The following is a 17,322-nucleotide window of genomic DNA, read 5'->3' as shown; positions in this document are numbered from 1 at the left end:
CTTCCGTTCCGCGGCCGACTACGGCAACCACCGGGGCGTCGGGACGGCCGCACGGCCGACGGGCTCCCGGGCCCCACACCCTACTCAGCGGTCACTTAGGCCCCTCGGGTGGGCGGGCCGCCCTCCGGCGCGCGGGAGCGCGAACGCTTCGCGGCCCTGGCTCGTTGGACGGGACGGCCTAGCAGCAACACCTGTCACGACCGGACCCAGGAGCGCGCACATGCCCAGCCGTACCGACCCCGGCAGTACCGGGACGAGCCGCACCCGCCTGATCGAGCGGCTCATGGAGCGGTTCCCGCACGTACCGCGGGAGGCCGTCATCAAGGAGGACCTGCTGCGCGGCGGGATCGCCTTCGACGAGACCGCCCTCAGCGACAACGAGGACGGTGACGTCAAGCCCAAGTCGTACTTCATCTTCTCCTTCGACCACGGCACCCTTCCCGAACTCGGCGCGGCCGCGCTGCGGCGCCCGCCCGAGGAGATCGTGCTCACCGGCGGGCCGTACGGACTGCGGCGCACCGTCGTCTCCGTGCGCGTCAACCCGGCGTCCCCCTACCGCGTGGCGGCCGACGACGACGGAGTGCTCGGGCTGTACCTCGACGGCCGGCGGATCTCCGACGTGGGCCTGCCTCCCATGCCGGACTACTACCGGCACACCCTTTCCAACGGAAAGTCGGTCATGGAGGTCGCGCCCACCATCCAGTGGGGCTACCTGGTCTACCTGACCGTCTTCCGCGTCTGCCAGTACTTCGGCGCGAAGGAGGAGTGCCAGTACTGCGACATCAACCACAACTGGCGCCAGCACAAGGCGGCGGGGCGCCCGTACACCGGAGTGAAACCCGTCGAGGAGGTCCTGGAGGCGCTGGCCATCATCGACCGCTACGACACCCAGAAGACCTCCACGGCGTACACCCTCACCGGCGGGGCCATCACCTCCCACATCGGCGGACGGGACGAGGCGGACTTCTACGGCCAGTACGCCAAGGCCATCGAGGAGCGCTTCCCCGGCCGCTGGATCGGCAAGGTCGTCGCCCAGGCGCTGCCCAAGGCCGACGTCCAGCGCTTCCACGACTACGGCGTGCAGATCTACCACCCCAACTACGAGGTGTGGGACCCCAGGCTGTTCGCGCTCCACTGCCCGGGCAAGGAACGCTACGTGGGCCGCGACGAATGGCACCGTCGCATCCTGGACTCCGCCGACGTCTTCGGGGCGCGCAACGTCATCCCGAACTTCGTCGCGGGCGTGGAGATGGCCGAGCCGTTCGGCTTCACCACGGTGAAGGAGGCGATCGACTCCACCACCGAGGGACTGCGGTTCTTCATGTCGCACGGCATCACCCCGCGCTTCACCACCTGGTGCCCCGAACCGACGACACCGCTCGGCAGGACCAACCCGGACGGCGCCCCGCTGGAGTACCACATCCGGCTGCTGGACGCCTATCGCTCGACGATGGAGGAGTACGGGCTCAGCTCACCCCCCGGCTACGGACCGCCCGGCCCCGGACGCGCGGTGTTCTCCGTCAGCTCCTTCATGGACAGCCTTCCGGCCCGGCAGGAGGACGAAGCCCAGGCGGGAGCAGGCGCCTCGCGCGGGTGACGGGCCAGATCCGTGAGGCGGGGAGCGCGCGTGCCGGGCGGCGGGGCGGGGCACGGCTCGCCGGAAGGAGCACCGGCAAGCCGTACGTCCGCGGCGCCCCCGCCCGCCTTCATCCCCCGGCCGGCTCCGGTGCGGAGAGCTCCCGCACCACGGCGGCGAATCCCCGTACGAGCGCGTTGTCGGTCTCCTTCGCCCAGGCCAGCACGACGCGCAGCGGCTCCACGTCCGTCAGCGGAACCCAGGAGAGATCGGGCCGCGCGTAGTACCGCGCCATGCTCAGCGGCGCGAAACAGATGGCGGCTCCCTCCGCCACCTGCTCCAGCATCTCCTCGACGTTGTCGTTGGTCGGCCCCCACCGCGGACTCGAACCGTCCGGGCGGGGGTTGACGGCCCACCAGTCCACCCACTCCCGCGGCGCCCGCTGGGTCCACAGCAGCGGCTCGTCCCCGACCTCGAGCACCGAGACGCCGGACCGGGACGCCAGGGCGTGTCCGGAGGGCAGCCCCACGACGCGTGGCTCCGTGTGGACCAACTCGCTGTGCAGACCGGTCAGATCGTTGGGGAGCCAGACGAAGGCCACATCCGTCAGGCCGTCCCGCAGCGCGTCGGCCTCCTGCCCCCAGTCGTAGCGCTTGGGCGCCACCCGCACGCCCGGGTGGCGCCGGGAGAACTCCGCCCGTGCCCGGGTGGTCAGTTCACCGGCGCCGCTCGCCTCGAACCCGACGCGCAGCACCCCCGTCTCGCCCCGCACGTGCCGCTCGGCGGCGGCCGTCACCCGCTCGGACTGGCGCACCGTGAGCAGGGCCTCCGCGATCACGTCACGTCCAGCGGCGGTCGCCGAGACGCCACCGGCATGACGGTCGAAGAGCCGCACCCCGAGTTCGGACTCAAGACTCCTGAGCGCGTACGAGAGGGCCGGCTGGCTGACGAACAGCCGTCTGGCGGCCCGTCCCAGATTCTCCTCTTCGGCGATCACGGTGAGGTAGCGCAGCTGACGCAGCTCCATCCAGCGATCATAAGGCCCGCTTATCGGGCCGACGGATCTCTGTCCTGGACCGCCCCGGAGCCGGATGACATAACTGGATCACCGCAACACCGCCTTGACCACTTGGAGTCGGACATGAACGCCGAACACACCGCAGCGGCCCGCGACCACGCCCCGGGCCGGGTCTGGCTCATCACCGGCGCCTCCTCCGGTTTCGGCCGCGCCATCGCCACGGCCGCCCTCGCCGCCGGGGACACCGTCGTCGCCACCGCCCGTAAGCCGGAGGCGCTCGACGATCTGGTGGCCGCGCATCCCGACCGTGCCGTCGCCGTACAGCTGGACGTCACCGACACGGCGCGCATCGCGGACGTCGTGGCGGACACCGTGCTCTGGTACGGCCGGATCGATGTGGTGGTCAACAACGCGGGGATGGGGCTGATCGGCGCCGTGGAGGAGACCAGCGACCGCGAGCTGCGCGATCTCATGGACCTGCACTTCTTCGGACCGGCCGCCCTGGTGCGTGCCGTGCTGCCGCACATGCGCCGCAACGGCTCCGGTGCCGTGGTCCAGATGAGCAGCATGGGCGGGCGGTTCACCTTCCCCGGGGTCGGGGCCTACTCGGCGACGAAGTTCGCGCTCGAGGGTCTGTCCGAGGCGCTGGCCGCGGAGGTGGCCCCGCACGGCATCAAGGTGCTGATCGTCGAGCCCGGATCGTTCCGGACGGGATTCGCCGGAGGCGGCGCGCTGCGCCAGTCCGCTGCCCTTCCCGCCTACGAGGAGACCGTCGGCCCGGTCCGCAGCAACCTCCCGGACTCCGACGGCAAGCAGGAGGGTGACCCGGACAAGGCTGCGGCCGCCATTCTGACGGCGCTGGCCGCCCAGGACACCCCGCTGCGGCTGCCGCTCGGGAACGACGCGACCGACGCGGTCCTCGCGAGCCTCGATGCCGCCCGCACCGAGGTGCTGGCCTGGGAGGAGGTCAGCCGCAGCACCGGCTACGACGGCTGATATCCCGCCGGAGCCGCTCCTCCGAGGGGTGAGCGGACAGGAGACGTCCGAGCGCCGGCGGGGGAGACGCCCGCTGTCCGTCCGGAGAGGGGGACCGCTTCCGCCCGGCCGGGTACGAGCTGTGCGACGGGGCGTGCCTCGTGCCCCGTGCCCCGTCGCCCCTCGCACCCGAGCCGGACCGGGCCTCAGGCCCGCCACTCCGCGGTCCGTTCGGGGGACGCCGCGGCCAGGGCCTTCTCGATCGCCGCGACATCACCCTGGTTGCCGTACACGGGCGTGCCCGGCTGCTGGCGCCACGAGTCGTCGAGCCCTCCGGCGTCCACCGTGTCGAAGCCGAGTTCGTCGATCAGGTCACGGACCGTCTGCTTCGCCGCGGCGTCGTCTCCGGCCACCGGCAGCGCCTGCCGGCCCGCGGCGCCCTTGGGCCGCCCGTTGGAGAGGATGTCCTGTGCGTACGTCCCGTTGAAGGCCTTGATGACGGGGTGGCCGATCTGTTCCTGCGTCCACCGGCTCTCGGGCAGACCGTCCTCGATCGCCGCGATCCGGCCGTCGCGCTGGCGCGGGTAGTAGTTGCCGGTGTCGATGACCGCGACGCCCGGCGCGGCGGCGTCGAGGAAGCCGGCGGGCAGCGCCGGGACGGCCTTGAGCGGCACGGTGACGACCACGACCTGGGCGCCCTTGGCCGCCTCGTCGGCGGTGACCGCGGTCGCACCGGTCTCCTCGACCAGCGCGGTGAGGGTCTGCGGACCGCGTGAGTTGGCGACGGACACGTCATGGCCGAGAGCGGTGAGGCGCCTGGTGAGGTTGCCGCCGATATTCCCGGCCCCGATAATGCCGATCTTCATGGATCCGACCTTCCGATGGTGTGCGTGCGTTTCCTGAGAGACGTTTCGCCAGTTCATCAACTCGCGCCCGCCGCAGGCTATTCCGTGCGGGGGCACAAGAGATTTTCCGGGCCGCCGGTGGGTGGGAGCCGCACGCCGCGGGCACCTAACAGGGAAGGAAACGGAATCACCGGATCACATGTGAGGCGGTACCCATGCTGCACGGTGTCGACGTCAGCGCCTACCAGCCGTCCTTCGAAGCGGACGGGCTGGACTTCGTCCTCATCAAGGCCACCGAAGGCCGTTCGTACATCAATCCGCATCTGGCCAAGCAGACGAAGCGCGCCCGGGACGCGGAATGCGTGGTCGGGTTCTACCACTTCCTGTGGCCGGGGAATATCACGGCGCAGGCGGAGTACTTCCTGAGCAAGGCGCCGGAAAGGGAGGGAGAGCTGCTGGCCGTCGACTGGGAGCAGAACGGCGAGGGCACCCATGCGAGCAACGCCGAGAAGGACCGTTTCATCCGCGAGGTCAAGCGGCGGCGGCCCCACCACAAGGTCCTGCTCTACTGCAACCGCTACTTCTGGCTGCATCACGACACCACGTCGTACGCGGGGGACGGCCTCTGGATCGCCGACTACGTCACCGCCGGCAAGCCGCGCATCAAGGCCACCTGGCGCATCCATCAGTACACCGACGAGCCCCTCGACAAGGATGTCGCAGACTTCTCCTCGCGGGCGGCCATGCGCACCTGGGCCCGCGGATAGCGGTCCGGCAGCGACCGCGAGGGAGAGGAAGCGGGACGGCCCGCTGCGTAAACGCGGTCCTCGGACCGGCACGGGGCACCGGTCGCCGCTCCGGCGCGGAAGGTGGGTACGTACCCATCATGGGTGTGTGCCTACGATGTAAACGTGAACGAGAACGAGACGCCGCCCAGTCTCCTGGGGCTCACGACCTACCTCATGACCAGGACGGGCAAAGCCGCGCGGAGCCGGCTTGCCGAGCGGCTCGCGGAGCGCGGCCTGCGGCTCCGGCACATGGCGGTCCTGGCCGCCCTGGCCGATTTCGGCCCCCATGTGCAACGAGAACTGGCCACCCGGCTGGCGATCGACCGCAGCGACATCGTGAAGATCATCGATGAGCTCGGTGCGGCAGGACTGGCGGACCGGGCGCGCGACGTGACCGACCGGCGGCGTGTGACGGTCACCCTCAGCGCGGAGGGCCGCGCGCTGCTCGACCGCCTCCAAGCCGACGCGACCGCCGTGCAGGACGACGTTCTGGCTCCGTTGAACGCGCGCGAACGGGCCCGGCTGACAGTGCTGTTGACCCGCGTTCACCGTCATCTCCAGAACGATGACGGGGCGCAGCGGCCAAGTCGCTGACCCATGGAGCGCACCGGGTGCGGCAGACTTCGGCGGTGACCACTGCCGCGGCTCAGCCGCCTCGTGACCGTGCACTCGGGCGCGGAATCTCCACCCTCATTCCACAGGCCGCGACCGCGACGCCTGCCGAACAGGCGGCGGCCGTGCTGACGGCCATGCAGAGCGTTCCGGTCCGGGTGGGTGTGCTCCAGGCGGCCGTCGTGCTGCTGGAGGAGCGGGTGCGCGCCACGGGTGACGAGGCGGAGCGCGCCGCCGCGGCCACCACCGTGGCCATGCTCCGGAGCGCGATCGGCCAGGCCGGCTGACCACCGCCACGACGGACGGGCCCGTCAGCGGCGTCGCGTCGCGGTGCGGAGGGCGGGCTGGTTCCCGCCACGCGGGATGACGCCGCGCGGCGGGGCGTGGCCGAAAACGGGCATGCTTCTGCGCCATGCCGGGGCCGGAGGCCGCCGTTCCCGGCCGGGGGAGGTGTTGAGACGGCGGGTCGGCCGTCGAATCCGCCCGCTGTCGGCAGGAGTTGCCGCGACGGCGCCTGCGTGAACCATTGACAGTCTCACCGCTCCGTCACTACCGTCACGCCCATATTTCGAACGCACGACGATATTTCGAACGGCATCGGTGCGCCGGCCTTGTCGCCCAAGGGTGATGCCCCTGGGGGCGGCAGGCCTTCGCGCGCCCGGCCGTCACACAATCCGAACCGTGTCCGAAATATCGAACCATCGATCAAGGGCAGCGCGGCCGCCCAGCCGCTCCCCCCTCGCACCCGGAGGACCGACCATGCGCACCTCACGAACCGCGTCCGCCCCGCGCGCCGCCCGGACCGTAACCGTCCTCACCGCTCTCGCCCTCTCCGTGACCCTCGCCGCCTGCGGCCAGAACAGTGAGGGAGGGAGCAAGGAGACGAAGTCGGGCGGTAAGGGTTCGACCATCGGCATCGCCATGCCGACCAAGTCGTCGGAGCGCTGGATAGCCGACGGCAAGAACATGGCCGCCGAGTTCGAGAAGCTCGGATACAAGACCGATCTGCAGTACGGCGAGGACGACGTCGACCAGCAGGTCTCCCAGATCGAGAACATGATCACCAAGGGCGTGGACGTCCTCGTGATCGCCGCCATCGACGGCCGCGCTCTCAGCGATGTGCTGCACCAGGCGGGGGAGCAGGGCATCAGGGTCATCTCCTACGACCGGCTCATCCTCGGCAGTCCGGACGTCGACTACTACGCCTCCTTCGACAACGAGAAGGTCGGCGAGCTCCAGGCCGGCTACATCCTCGACAAGCTCGGGCTGAAGTCCGGCAAGGAGAAGGGGCCGTTCAACATCGAGCTGTTCGCCGGGTCCCCCGACGACAACAACACCCGCTACTTCTTCCAGGGCGCCTGGAAGACGCTGAAGCCGTACATCGACAAGAAGCAGCTCGTCGTCCGCAGCAAGCAGACGAAACTGGACCAGATCACCACGCTCCGCTGGGACGGCGGCACCGCCCAGAAGCGCATGGACGATCTCCTCACCAGCGCCTACTCCTCGGCCCAGGTCGACGCGGTGCTCTCCCCCTACGACGGCATCTCGATCGGCATCATCTCGGCCCTGAAATCGGACGGTTACGGCACCGGCTCCAAGCCGTACCCCGTCCTCACCGGCCAGGACGCCGAGGTCGCCTCGGTGAAGTCGATCATGGCGGGTCAGCAGACGCAGACCGTCTACAAGGACACCCGCGCCCTGGCCAAGCAGGCGGTCCAGATGGCCGACGCCGTACTGAACGACAAGAAGCCCGAGGTCAACGACACCACGACGTACGACAACGAGAAGAAGGTCGTCCCGTCGTTCCTGCTGCAACCGGTGAGCGTGGACAAGACCAACTACCAGGCCCAGCTGGTCGATTCCGGCTACATCAAGGAGAGCGACCTCCGATGAAGGTCCCGACGACGGGTGCGGTGTCCCCCGCCGTACCCGTCCTGGAGATGCGGTCCATCGTCAAGACGTTCCCCGGCGTCAAGGCGCTCTCCGACGTCTCGCTGACCGTCGCCCAGGGCGAGGTGCACGCCATCTGCGGGGAGAACGGCGCCGGCAAATCAACCCTGATGAAAGTCCTCAGCGGCGTGCACCCGCACGGCACCTACGAGGGCGAGATCCGGTTCAGGGGCGAGAACTGCGCGTTCAAGGACATCCGGGCGAGCGAGGCCCGCGGCATCGTGATCATCCACCAGGAACTCGCCCTGGTGCCCTACCTCTCCATCGCCGAGAACATCTTCCTCGGCAACGAACACGCCACGCGCGGCTTCATCAGCTGGAACGAGACCCTGCGCCACGCCGCCGTGCTGCTCGACCGGGTCGGTCTGCGGGAGCACCCGCAGACCAGGGTCGCGGACATCGGCGTCGGCAAGCAGCAGCTCGTCGAGATCGCCAAGGCGCTCTCCAAGAAGGTCGAGCTGCTCATCCTCGACGAGCCGACCGCCGCCCTCAACGACGAGGACAGCGCCAAACTCCTCACCCTCATCAAGGAACTGAAGGGCCAGGGCGTCTCGTCGATCATCATCTCGCACAAGCTCGGCGAGATCACGGCCGTCGCCGACTCCGTCACGGTCCTGCGCGACGGCCGGACGGTCGAGACCCTCGACGTACGTGCCGGAGCGGCCACCGAGGACCGCATCATCCGCGGCATGGTCGGCCGCGACCTCGACCACCGCTTCCCCGAACGCACCCCGTACGAGGGCGAACCGGGAGCACACCCCGCCCTGGAGATCCGCGACTGGACCGTCCACCACCCGATCGACCAGCACCGCAAGGTCGTCGACCGTGTCTCCGTCCTGGCCCGCCGAGGCGAGATCGTCGGCATCGCCGGACTGATGGGCGCCGGCCGCACCGAACTCGCCATGAGCGTCTTCGGACGCAGCTACGGCCGCAACATCAGCGGAACGGTCCTCAAGGACGGCAAGGAGATCCGGACCCGCACCGTCTCCGAAGCGGTCCGCCACAAGATCGCCTACGTCACCGAGGACCGCAAGCAGTACGGCCTCAACCTCATCGACACCATCGGCCGCAACATCAGCCTCGGCGCCCTGGACAAGGTGTCGCGGCACGGGATCGTCGACGAGCACGAGGAGACCCGCGTCGCGGAGTCGTACCGCACCTCCATGAACATCAAGACCCCCACGGTCTTCGAACAGGTGGGCCGTCTCTCCGGCGGCAACCAGCAGAAGGTCGTCCTCGGCAAATGGATCTTCGCCGGTCCTGATGTCCTCATCCTCGACGAGCCGACCCGCGGCATAGACGTCGGCGCGAAGTACGAGATCTACTCCGTCATCGACCGGCTGGCCGCCCAGGGCAAGGCCGTCGTACTCATCTCCTCCGAACTTCCCGAGCTGCTCGGCATGTGCGACCGCGTCTACACCATGGCGGCCGGCCGGCTCACCGGCGAAATCCCGCGCGCGCAGGCCACCCAGGAGGTCCTCATGCGCCATATGACCAGCGACAAGAGGTAGCAGGAATGCCCCAGGCCCCCACCGACATCCCGCAGCGCATCGACAAGGCCGCCCCGGCCCCGCCCCCGACGACGGGCAGCCTCCTGCTGGACGCGGCCCGCCGCAACATGCGCCAGTACGGGATGCTCATCGCCCTCGGGCTGATCGTCGTCCTCTTCGAGATATGGACCGACGGTGTCCTGCTCAAGCCGAACAACGTCACCAACCTCGTCCTCCAGAACAGCTACATCCTGGTTCTCGCCATCGGGATGATGATCGTCATCATCGCCGGGCACATCGACCTCTCGGTCGGGTCACTGGCGGCGTTCGTCTCCGCGGCCGCCGCCGTCATGATGGTCGAGCACGACATGCCGTGGGTCCTGGCCCTCGTGCTCTCGCTGCTCGTGGGAGCGGTCGCGGGCGCCTGGCAGGGCTTCTGGATCGCGTACGTGGGCATCCCCTCGTTCATCGTCACCCTGGCCGGGATGCTGCTGTTCCGCGGAGGTACGCAGATCCTCCTCGGCAGCCGCTCGCTCGGACCCTTCCCCGAGGGCTTCCAGAAGATCTCCACCGGATACCTCCCCGAGATCGGGCCGCAGACCAACTACCACAACCTGACCCTGCTCATGGGCTGTGCGCTGCTGGCCTTCGCCCTCCTCCAGGAGGTCCGCGACCGCCGCCGCCAGCAGCGTTACGAACTCGACGTCCTGCCCCGGAACATCTTCCTCGCCAAGTGCGTGGCCCTGGCCGCGGCCGTACTCGCCTTCACCATGACCCTGGCGAGCTACCGCGGTGTCCCCGTCGTGCTGCTCCTGCTCGCCGTGCTGCTCATCGGCTTCGGCTATGTCATGCGCAACGCGATCATCGGCCGCCACGTGTACGCGCTCGGCGGCAACCGCGCCGCGGCGAAGCTCTCCGGCGTCAAGGACCAGCGCGTCACCTTCCTCGTCTTCGTGAACATGGGCGTGCTGGCGGCGCTCGCCGGCATCGTCTACGCGGCGCGGCTCAACGCCGGGGTGCCCCAGGCGGGCACCAACTTCGAACTGGAGGCCATCGCCGCCGCGTTCATCGGCGGAGCCTCCATGAGCGGCGGAGTCGGCACGGTCTTCGGCGCCATCATCGGCGGCCTCGTGCTCGGCGTACTCAACAACGGCATGTCGCTGGTGGGGATCGGCACCGACTACCAGCAGGTCATCAAGGGCCTGGTGTTGCTCGCCGCCGTCGGCTTCGACGTCTACAACAAACGCAAGGTCGGCTCGTAACCGGGCGCCGGCAGGTCGTCGCCGACGACTATGCGTTCGCGTGGAGGCCGGCTTCCCTGCCATTCTGATCTTCGTACCGCCCGGCCGGGGCGGGGAGCGAAGGACGGCAGGGAAGCCTTGACCAGTGTTTTCGACACGGTGTGCGGCCGGGTGCGCGGACGCGCCCCTGACCGGGGGGTCGTCGCCGTCCTCGGCATCCCGTACGCCGAGCCGCCCTTCGGGGCCGGCCGGTTCCGGGAGCCGCGCCCCCGACGTGCCTGGGCGGGCACCCGCGACTGCCGGGACTACGGCCCCGTGTCGCCGCAGTCGGCGGAGCTGCCGGGGTCGCCGCGATGGTCGCCCGGGGACGAGGACATCCTCACCCTCAACGTCTGGACCCCCGAACGGGGGAGCGCGGCCGAGGACCGCCCGCTTCCGGTCCTCGTCTGGATCCACGGCGGCGCCTACACCTTCGGGTCGAGCGCGCAGCCGGACTTCGACGGATCGGCGCTCGCCCGCGCCGGTCTCGTGGTGGTCACCCTCAACTACCGGGTCGGATTCGAGGGCTTCGGCCATGTCCCGGCCGACGGAGAGACCGCCTGCCCGCCCAACCGCGGGCTGCTCGACCAGATCGCCGCACTGGAGTGGGCACGCGACAACATCGCCTCCTTCGGCGGAGCGCCGGACAACATCACCGTCGCCGGGCAGTCCGCCGGAGCGACCTCCGTGGCCTGCCTGATGACCATGGACGGGGCACGGGGGCTGTTCCGGCGGGGGATCGCGCACAGTGCCGTGGGCCCGGTCTTCGCACCGGAACTGGCCGCGCGCCTCATGCGGGAGGTGGCCGCCGAGGCGGGGGTCCCCGCGACGCACGCCGGCCTGGCGGCAGCGTCCCCCCTCACGCTCGTGCAGGCGTCCGACGCGGTCGTCGACGGATACCGGCAGGATCCGCGGTCCGGACACCTCTCCTGGGACCCCGTCATCTACGGCCCGGTCGCCGACGGCCGCGTCCTGCGTGCCGACCCCCTGGACCTGATCGCGGCCGGCGCGGCCCCGGACGTCGACCTCCTCGTCTGTCACACCACCCAGGAGTACTGGCTGATGGACGCCGTCGGCAGCGGCGCCGAGGTCGCCTCCGAGGAGGAGCTGGCGCGTTTCGTCCAGGACTTCGAACTCCCCGATTCCTTGACGGAGGGCTACCGCGGCCTCGTCCCCGGGGCGGCGGTGCGCGATGTCCACCTGGCGGTGTACGGGGACCTGACGTTCGGCGAGTACAGCAACCGGCTCGCCGCCGCGCACGCGCGGACCGGCGGGCGCACGTTCCTGTCGCGTTTCGCCCGGCAGCGGGGCGGGTCCGGGCGAGCGGTGTACGCCTGGCACTGCGCGGACGTGCCGTTCGTCTTCGGAAACCTCGCCGAGGAGAACATCCACTTCCTCATCGGTGGTCCGCCGGCTCCGGCGGACCACCGTCTCTCGGACCGCATGGTCGCGGCCTGGGCCGGGTTCGCGGCCACCGGCGACCCGGGGTGGGAGCCGGTCGGTGACGACACACCGGGGGCGATCCGGATCTGGGGAACGGCGGACCCTGCTGCGGGCCCCGACTTCTGGCAGGACGGCGAGGCGCTGCGCGCGCTGTGGAGCGCGTTCGTCTACCGCCCACGGAAGCCCTGAGGCGAGCGGGTCAGGCGTGCGGTGAGCCGGCCCGCCCTGAGGCGAGCGGGTCAGGGGGTGGGGCGTGCCGCTCGGTCCTGGGTGAGCCGGTCACCGTGTATCTCGTGGGCCCTGGCCCGCCGTGCCGGCCGGACCGCCGTTCCCTTCCCTGTCGCTCGACGGCCCGCAGGGACGCGGTGAAGGCCGGAGCACCCGGACTCGGAGGCGACCCCGTGACGAGGTCTGCCATTGGCATGGACCTGCAATCCGTGCTCGGCTACAGTCCGGATCGGCACACTCTGAGAGCGCTCTCAAAGCGAGACGTCTCCCGGACGCCTGCTGTTCCTCCCCCACGTTGCCGGAACAACAGAAGGGCCAATCCCTTGAGACGCATCACGGCTTTACGCACCGCCCTGTCCGCTGTGCTCCTCGTCGGGGCCTGGGCGGGCGCGGGCTTCCCATCCGCCTCTGCCGCGGACACGGCCACCGCCGACGCCCGCACAGCCACGGACACGCGGCAGGCGTCCACCGGTCTCCTGGCCGCCATGCAGAAGGACCTCGGCCTGACGGAAAGCCAGGCCAGGGCACGCCTCTCCGCCGAGAAGACGGCGACCGCGGTACAGCCCAAGGCGCGACGCGCCGCAGGGGCGTCGTACGGCGGCTCCTGGTTCGACCCGTCCACCGGCGGTCTCACGGTCGCCCTCACCAGCGAGAAGCAGGCGGCTTCCGTACGGGCGACGGGCGCCGCCGTCCGCCTGGTGACGTACAGCGCGCGCAGCCTCGACGCGACGAAGGCGAAGATCGACCGGCTCCAGGCGCCCGCGGGTGTCAGCAGTTGGCACGTCGACCCCGAGGCCAACAAGGTCGTCGTGAACGTGGTCTCGTCGGCCCGGTCCGACAACGATGTCCGGAAGTTCGTCGAGCGGGCGAAGGCGGCCGGCCCGGTCACCGTCGAGCAGACCGCCGAGGCGCCGCGGACCTTCTCCGCCGGGACCGTGGGCGGCGACCCGTACTACACGGGGAATGTCCGGTGCTCCATCGGCTTCTCGGTGTACGGCGGCTTCGTCACCGCAGGACACTGCGGGCGGGCGGGCGCGTCCGTCAGGGGATGGGACGGATCGGGGATAGGCAACTTCCAGGGCTCCTCCTTCCCCGGTGACGACTACGCCTGGGTCAGCGTGGGCAACGGCTGGTGGACCGTCCCCGTGGTCCTCGGCTGGGGAACCGTCTCCGACCAGCTGGTCCGCGGCTCCGCCGTGGCACCGGTCGGCGCCTCGATCTGCCGCTCCGGGTCCACCTCGCACTGGCACTGCGGAAACGTGCTCGCCACCAACGAGACGGTGAACTACAGCCAGGGCGCGGTCTACCAGATGACCAAGACCAGCGTGTGCGCCGAGCCCGGAGACTCGGGCGGTTCCTTCATCAGCGGGGACCAGGCACAGGGCGTCACCTCGGGCGGGTGGGGCAACTGCGGCTCCGGCGGCGAGACCTGGCACCAGCCGATCAACGAGATCCTGAACCGGTACGGGCTGACCCTGCACACGGCCTGACCTCGAACGACCGGTCCTGACGGCCTGTCGCGCGGGAGCGCACCGCTCGCGTGCGGCAGGCCATCGGTCCGCGTGCCTCCGCAGGACCGGCGCTCCGCGACCGCTGCGGAGCGCGCCCCCCACACCGGTGTCAGACCAGGCGCAGATCGATGAACGGCACGCTGTCACCAGGAAGTACGTACCGCTCGGTCTCGACGAAGCCGTGCTTCAGCGCGAACCGCAGCCCCTCAGGGTTGGACTCCAGCACACAGGTCTCGATCGCACCGGCGCCGAGTGCGCGCGCCTCCGCCAGGCCGTGCTCGTACAACTGACCGCCGAACCCCTTGCCTCGGTGGTCCGGCAGCACCCGCGCGATCACGGTGGCCGCCGCCTCGCCGTCGGCCGGCGGCCGCACGGTCGAACAGCCCACCGCGACGTCCCCGAGGTAGGCCACGGTGAGCCGGTTGCGACCGGCGCGTTCGCGCACCTCCGCGAGGGACAGCACGGCGGTGGGGATGATCGTGTTGTGGACGTACCGCCAGTCCCGGAGCATGGCGTCACCGTCCACCCCCTCGATGCGAAGATCAGTCATCGCAGCAGGAAACCGCGTGAGCAGGCCCCCGTCAACTCGCCCGCCCCTCGCAGGCGTCGGACGCGCGGCCGGCTCATCGGCTCGGCTCCGGCCAGGTCGTTCGGGAGAAACATGTTGCCGCGCGGCGTGTCCGCCTGACAAGCTCCGGGCCATGCCCGACAACCGATCAAGCTCCAGCCGCGGCGTGGCCGCCCTCTTCTCCCAAGGGCGGCTGACGACGATCCCGCGCAAGGCGGCGCGGCGAGAACAACTCCTGGAACACCTCGCGGACACGCTGTTCCAGCTCGACCGGACCTACACGGAACGCGAGGTCAACGACGCCCTCCTCACCGTGCACGAGGACTGCGCCGCGCTGCGCCGCTACCTGGTCATCGGGGGCCTGCTGGCGCGGACCAAGGACGGTGTCACCTATCGACGCGTCGAGCGCCCGGCGGCGTGAAGGCCCGGGCAAACGCCATCACCGCTCCCTGACGTCGGCCCTGGTGGCCCGAGGCCCGGAGCTGCGAAGCGTCGGCGCCCCACACACCGAACCCGACATCCCGGTACCCGGAACGTGGACGTGACCACTTCTCCTCACACCCCGGCTGCCCGTGCCGCCTCGTACACCTCGGTCGCCACGTCGACGAGTTCCGACGCGTCGCGGAGCGTGCCCTGGAGGTCGAGCATGATCTCCGGGACCCCCGTGGCAGCGTGCGCGACGAGATCCTCGACGATCTGCGCGACATCGCCGTGGAAGGGCTTCCGGCCTCTGACCGGCAGAGGTACCGCGCTGTAGCGTGCGTTGGCACGGGCGCAGACGCCGATCGGACGCTCGCGCCCACGTTCGGCGGCTGCCTCCCTCACCCGCTGCCATTGCTCGGACAGCTGCGAGGGACCCAGCGCCACGGGCATCCAGCCGTCGGCCCGGTCGACCAGGCGGCGGGTGGCCCGGGGACTGTTGGCCGGCAGGTAGACGGGGAGGGGACGCGCGGGCTTGGGCCCCACCTCGGACGGTGCGATCGTGGTCAGTTCGCCCTTGTACGAGACGGGGTCCGGCCCCCAGACGGCCGCGCACACGTCGAGCAGCTCGTCCAGGACCGCGCCGCGCTTCTCATAAGGCGCGACGGATGCGGCCGCGTACTCGTCCAGGGACCACCCCGTGCCCAGGCCGGCGATCACACGGCCGCCACTGGCGGCGTCGAGCGACGCGAGCGACCGGGCGAGCTGGAAGGGAACGTGCAACGGGGCGACGAGCACACTCGTGCCGAGCCGGGTCCGCTCGGTGGCCGCGGCGGCCAACGTCAGCGTGACCAGCGGATCGGCGACACTGCGGTAATGGTCGGGCCAGGCGAGCCCCGGAACGCCGTAAAGCCCCTGGGTCGCGGGCTCGGGGAAGAGCACCCGTTCGAACACCCACAGACTCTCGTATCCGATGGCCTCCGCGGCGCGCGCCACGACGGCGACATCGCGACCGATGTCGTACTGCTTCATCTGCGGCAGACCAAGACCGAGCGCGACCGGCATACCTGCTCCCTCTGCATAGTTTTCCCCGGCAACTACCTTACGTCGGACGCACGTTGCGGAATCGACCGGCCGCGCCCGCAGCCGGCCCGGCGCGCGGGCGGACGGTTCGGTAGGGGTCGTCCAGGCATTCATGCCCCAGCCGCAGCGACCCGGGTTCCGGTCGAAGCGGCGCGCGCCACGGCTTTCGGGGCGAGGCCCCGGACGGCAGGTCACACCGCACCCGCACGGGGAAGTGGTCACGAGGACCGCTGGAATGGCATACGGTGGGGAGCACAACGACGCGGGGTGGAGCAGCTCGGTAGCTCGCTGGGCTCATAACCCAGAGGTCGCAGGTTCAAATCCTGTCCCCGCTACTTCAGTCAGGGCCCGGAACCGTCAGGTTCCGGGCCCTGACCCTTGTGAACCCGTCCTTGGACACCGGCACGGGAGCGGCCGGCCCCGCAGAGAACCACTCACTCCTTCCTCAAGGTTCCGCCCGAGACCCTGGCACGGCGGCTCGATGTGCGCGATGTGTCGGAAGGTACCCAGGAACTCCGGTCCCGCCGGCCGGCCGCGGCAGCCGCATACCGGCGGGCCAGGTGTGCGAAGGCGTCCTTCAGCTCGGGTGGGCCGATGACCGTCATCTCGGCGTCGAAGCTGCCGAAGGTGGCGGCCAGAGCGGGCCACGACCATGAGCCCAGGACGAGTCGGCAGCGGTCCGGGCCGAGCTCCTCGACCACTCCGTCCCTGGCGTAGGGAGAGACGGCCGCCGCGGGAAGGCCGAGGATCACCTCGCCGCGGCAGGGCCACTCGCCGGCACCGGCGGCGCCCCGGAACCGGCCTGCGACGAAGGCGGCGACGTCACCACCGGGCAGATCGCGTGGCGTGAAGCGGGGCCCGGTGGGGGTGCGCGGGGTGATCCGATCGACGCGGAAGGTGCGCCAGTCCTCGCGGTCGAGGTCCCAGGCGACGAGGTACCAGCGCCCGCCCCAGGTCACGAGGTGGTGGGGCTGAACCTGACGGGGTGGCAGCGCGGTGGTGTCGTCGACCGTGCGTGCAGAACCCGCGTGCGCGGAGCCCGCGGCGTAGTCGAAGCGCAGTACGTCGTGGGCGTGCACGGCCGCGCTGAGCGTCATGAGGACGTTGCTGTCCGCCGAAGGGCCGGTCCGGGTCTCCGGCCGCTCGACGGCCGTGACGTGGAGGGCGTCGACCCGGTGGCGCAGCCGGGCGGGCATGACCTGACGGACGGTGTTCAGCGCACGGGCCGCGGCGTCCTCGATCCCGGCGCCCGTGGTGGTGGCGGTCCGAAGTGCGACGGCCAGGGCGACCGCCTGCTCGTCGTCGAACAGCAACGGCGGCAAGTCGGCACCCGCGTCGAGCCGGTAGCCGCCGTCGGGCCCCTTGAAGGCGAGTACGGGATAGCCCAGCTCGCGGAGCCGATCGACATCGCGGCGGACGGTCCGGGGACTGACGTCCAGTCGCTCGGCCAGCAGCCCGCCCGGCCAGTCCCGGCGGGCCTGGAGCAGGGAGAGCAGCGACAGCAGTCGCGCTGATGTCTTCGGCATGACTCCAGA

16 protein-coding genes and 1 tRNA gene are annotated in these 17,322 nt (G+C 70.4%); 12 read left to right on the top strand and 5 right to left on the bottom strand.

Annotation, left to right across the window (positions count from 1 at the left end):
- Positions 1–220: 220 nt before the first annotated feature.
- Entirely contained in the window at positions 221–1,597 is a 1,377-nt protein-coding gene (locus tag ABZ454_RS03785; protein WP_359535927.1) for a radical SAM protein, read from the top strand.
- A 109-nt stretch (positions 1,598–1,706) separates the two neighbouring features.
- On the opposite strand, the gene ABZ454_RS03780 is transcribed toward ABZ454_RS03785, so the two are convergent.
- On the bottom strand, positions 1,707–2,603 hold the full coding sequence (locus tag ABZ454_RS03780; RefSeq protein WP_359535926.1) for a LysR family transcriptional regulator: 897 nt from the start codon (positions 2,601–2,603) through the stop codon (positions 1,707–1,709).
- 114 nt (positions 2,604–2,717) lie between these two features.
- Here ABZ454_RS03780 and ABZ454_RS03775 point away from each other — a divergent pair, with 114 nt between their 5' ends.
- The gene (locus ABZ454_RS03775) at positions 2,718–3,590 is read left to right on the top strand and encodes an oxidoreductase (protein ID WP_356316481.1); all 873 of its coding nucleotides are present in this window, start codon (positions 2,718–2,720) and stop codon (positions 3,588–3,590) included.
- Positions 3,591–3,775: 185 nt separating this feature from the next.
- Here ABZ454_RS03775 and ABZ454_RS03770 read toward each other — a convergent pair whose 3' ends face one another.
- Positions 3,776–4,492: an NAD(P)-binding domain-containing protein gene (locus ABZ454_RS03770; protein ID WP_359535925.1), complete on the bottom strand. Its 717-nt coding sequence runs from the start codon at positions 4,490–4,492 to the stop codon at positions 3,776–3,778.
- A 137-nt stretch (positions 4,493–4,629) separates the two neighbouring features.
- On the opposite strand from ABZ454_RS03770, the gene ABZ454_RS03765 reads away from it, so the two are divergent.
- From ABZ454_RS03765 to ABZ454_RS03730, 8 genes are all read left to right on the top strand, one after another.
- Positions 4,630–5,181, top strand: a complete 552-nt coding sequence (locus ABZ454_RS03765; protein ID WP_356316485.1) for a GH25 family lysozyme — start codon at positions 4,630–4,632, stop codon at positions 5,179–5,181.
- A gap of 195 nt (positions 5,182–5,376) precedes the next feature.
- A complete protein-coding gene (locus tag ABZ454_RS03760; protein WP_359536171.1) occupies positions 5,377–5,796 on the top strand; it encodes a MarR family transcriptional regulator in 420 nt (139 codons plus the stop codon).
- Positions 5,797–5,831: 35 nt separating this feature from the next.
- Positions 5,832–6,101 carry a hypothetical protein gene (locus ABZ454_RS03755; RefSeq protein WP_219568734.1) on the top strand — a complete coding sequence of 90 codons (270 nt, stop codon included), beginning with the start codon at positions 5,832–5,834 and terminating at the stop codon, positions 6,099–6,101.
- Between the two features lie 472 nt (positions 6,102–6,573).
- Complete coding sequence (gene chvE, locus ABZ454_RS03750; protein ID WP_359535924.1) at positions 6,574–7,707, top strand: multiple monosaccharide ABC transporter substrate-binding protein; 1,134 nt, start codon at positions 6,574–6,576, stop codon at positions 7,705–7,707.
- Positions 7,704–9,275: a multiple monosaccharide ABC transporter ATP-binding protein gene (gene mmsA, locus ABZ454_RS03745; RefSeq protein WP_359535923.1), complete on the top strand. Its 1,572-nt coding sequence runs from the start codon at positions 7,704–7,706 to the stop codon at positions 9,273–9,275. Before chvE ends, mmsA begins: the two co-directional genes overlap by 4 nt.
- A gap of 5 nt (positions 9,276–9,280) precedes the next feature.
- Positions 9,281–10,516 (top strand): multiple monosaccharide ABC transporter permease, encoded by a 1,236-nt coding sequence (gene mmsB / locus ABZ454_RS03740; RefSeq protein ID WP_359535922.1) that lies wholly within the window; start codon positions 9,281–9,283, stop codon positions 10,514–10,516.
- Between the two features lie 117 nt (positions 10,517–10,633).
- A complete protein-coding gene (locus ABZ454_RS03735) occupies positions 10,634–12,166 on the top strand; it encodes a carboxylesterase family protein (RefSeq protein ID WP_359535921.1) in 1,533 nt (510 codons plus the stop codon).
- Positions 12,167–12,528: 362 nt separating this feature from the next.
- A complete protein-coding gene (locus tag ABZ454_RS03730) occupies positions 12,529–13,695 on the top strand; it encodes a S1 family peptidase (RefSeq protein ID WP_356316496.1) in 1,167 nt (388 codons plus the stop codon).
- 130 nt (positions 13,696–13,825) lie between these two features.
- On the opposite strand, the gene ABZ454_RS03725 is transcribed toward ABZ454_RS03730, so the two are convergent.
- Complete coding sequence (locus ABZ454_RS03725) at positions 13,826–14,266, bottom strand: GNAT family N-acetyltransferase (RefSeq protein WP_359535920.1); 441 nt, start codon at positions 14,264–14,266, stop codon at positions 13,826–13,828.
- 151 nt (positions 14,267–14,417) lie between these two features.
- On the opposite strand from ABZ454_RS03725, the gene ABZ454_RS03720 reads away from it, so the two are divergent.
- On the top strand, positions 14,418–14,705 hold the full coding sequence (locus tag ABZ454_RS03720; RefSeq protein ID WP_359535919.1) for a DUF2087 domain-containing protein: 288 nt from the start codon (positions 14,418–14,420) through the stop codon (positions 14,703–14,705).
- 134 nt (positions 14,706–14,839) lie between these two features.
- Here ABZ454_RS03720 and ABZ454_RS03715 read toward each other — a convergent pair whose 3' ends face one another.
- Positions 14,840–15,769, bottom strand: coding sequence for an LLM class F420-dependent oxidoreductase (locus tag ABZ454_RS03715; RefSeq protein ID WP_359535918.1), 930 nt, complete (start codon positions 15,767–15,769; stop codon positions 14,840–14,842).
- Between the two features lie 279 nt (positions 15,770–16,048).
- Here ABZ454_RS03715 and ABZ454_RS03710 point away from each other — a divergent pair.
- Positions 16,049–16,122, top strand: a tRNA-Met gene (locus ABZ454_RS03710).
- A gap of 99 nt (positions 16,123–16,221) precedes the next feature.
- On the opposite strand, the gene ABZ454_RS03705 is transcribed toward ABZ454_RS03710, so the two are convergent.
- The gene (locus ABZ454_RS03705; protein ID WP_359535917.1) at positions 16,222–17,313 is read right to left on the bottom strand and encodes a WYL domain-containing protein; all 1,092 of its coding nucleotides are present in this window, start codon (positions 17,311–17,313) and stop codon (positions 16,222–16,224) included.
- Positions 17,314–17,322: the final 9 nt, after the last annotated feature.

It is taken from the genome of Streptomyces sp. NPDC005803 (assembly GCF_040630435.1).
Classification (GTDB): domain Bacteria; phylum Actinomycetota; class Actinomycetes; order Streptomycetales; family Streptomycetaceae; genus Streptomyces.
The sequence above is the reverse complement of the archived record's forward strand: the minus strand, read 5'-3'. Positions and strand labels throughout refer to the sequence as shown.

Coding starts and splice junctions, on each gene's coding strand:
- ABZ454_RS03785 (WP_359535927.1), top strand. CDS start 221: ATGCCCAGCCGTACCGACCCCGGCAGTACCGGGACGAGCCGCACCCGC.
- ABZ454_RS03780 (WP_359535926.1), bottom strand. CDS start 2,603: ATGGAGCTGCGTCAGCTGCGCTACCTCACCGTGATCGCCGAAGAGGAG.
- ABZ454_RS03775 (WP_356316481.1), top strand. CDS start 2,718: ATGAACGCCGAACACACCGCAGCGGCCCGCGACCACGCCCCGGGCCGG.
- ABZ454_RS03770 (WP_359535925.1), bottom strand. CDS start 4,492: ATGAACTGGCGAAACGTCTCTCAGGAAACGCACGCACACCATCGGAAG.
- ABZ454_RS03765 (WP_356316485.1), top strand. CDS start 4,630: ATGCTGCACGGTGTCGACGTCAGCGCCTACCAGCCGTCCTTCGAAGCG.
- ABZ454_RS03760 (WP_359536171.1), top strand. CDS start 5,377: ATGACCAGGACGGGCAAAGCCGCGCGGAGCCGGCTTGCCGAGCGGCTC.
- chvE (WP_359535924.1), top strand. CDS start 6,574: ATGCGCACCTCACGAACCGCGTCCGCCCCGCGCGCCGCCCGGACCGTA.
- mmsA (WP_359535923.1), top strand. CDS start 7,704: ATGAAGGTCCCGACGACGGGTGCGGTGTCCCCCGCCGTACCCGTCCTG.
- mmsB (WP_359535922.1), top strand. CDS start 9,281: ATGCCCCAGGCCCCCACCGACATCCCGCAGCGCATCGACAAGGCCGCC.
- ABZ454_RS03725 (WP_359535920.1), bottom strand. CDS start 14,266: ATGACTGATCTTCGCATCGAGGGGGTGGACGGTGACGCCATGCTCCGG.
- ABZ454_RS03720 (WP_359535919.1), top strand. CDS start 14,418: ATGCCCGACAACCGATCAAGCTCCAGCCGCGGCGTGGCCGCCCTCTTC.
- ABZ454_RS03715 (WP_359535918.1), bottom strand. CDS start 15,769: ATGCCGGTCGCGCTCGGTCTTGGTCTGCCGCAGATGAAGCAGTACGAC.
- ABZ454_RS03705 (WP_359535917.1), bottom strand. CDS start 17,313: ATGCCGAAGACATCAGCGCGACTGCTGTCGCTGCTCTCCCTGCTCCAG.